The organism is Falsiroseomonas oryziterrae (genome assembly GCF_021864505.1).
Taxonomy (GTDB): Bacteria; Pseudomonadota; Alphaproteobacteria; order Acetobacterales; family Acetobacteraceae; genus Falsiroseomonas; species Falsiroseomonas oryziterrae.
This window is the reverse complement of record NZ_JAKJIB010000693.1, coordinates 1-626: the sequence shown is the minus strand read 5'-3', so window position 1 is coordinate 626 and position 626 is coordinate 1. Positions and strand designations below refer to the sequence as shown.

Below are 626 nucleotides of genomic sequence, written 5' to 3'. Positions count from 1 at the left end.
CCCGTCTTCGCCAGCACCTTCGTGATCGCCGCCGTCAGCGACGTCTTGCCATGATCCACATGACCGATCGTGCCAATGTTGCAGTGCGGCTTCGTCCGCTCAAACTTCGCCTTTGCCATCTTCGTGCTTCCCGACGTCCGAACCGATTCCGAGGCCCGCGGCCGACCGCCCGCGCGCCCCGGCGCCCGCATGCGGGGCTGGAGCGGGTGACGGGAATCGAACCCGCACAACCAGCTTGGAAGGCTGGGGCTCTACCATTGAGCTACACCCGCGCCCTGCACGCGCTTGTCAGTGAAGGGGCGCGTCGTCCTCGCCGGCCTGCAACACAGGCGCCCTGGCAGGCGGCCTCGACGGGAATGGAGGGGGTTGGATTCGAACCAACGTAGGCGAAGCCAACGGATTTACAGTCCGTCCCCTTTAGCCACTCGGGCACCCCTCCGGGCTCCGTCGCGGCCCGCTTGCACGGGCGCGGCGCATAAGCCCCACCGGCGCGGCGCTGTCAACGCCGACGGCGCGCGATGGCTGCGCTGGACAGGCCGCGCTGGACAGGCCGCGCGCGAGGCGCAGGATGGCGCGATGCGTCGCCCCCCGCCCCGCCAGCCCGGCCCGCCCGGCTCCCGCCCGTC

At 70.9% G+C, this 626-nt stretch carries 1 protein-coding gene and 2 tRNA genes; all 3 read right to left on the bottom strand.

Annotated elements, in window-relative coordinates; all coding sequences use genetic code 11:
• Positions 1-119: GTP-binding protein (locus tag L2I40_RS24160; RefSeq protein WP_237214376.1), on the bottom strand; the 119-nt coding region annotated here is incomplete at its 3' end.
• A gap of 79 nt (positions 120-198) precedes the next feature.
• Positions 199-272 (bottom strand) — tRNA-Gly (locus L2I40_RS24155).
• Positions 273-357: 85 nt separating this feature from the next.
• Positions 358-439 (bottom strand) — tRNA-Tyr (locus L2I40_RS24150).
• Positions 440-626 lie beyond the last annotated feature (187 nt).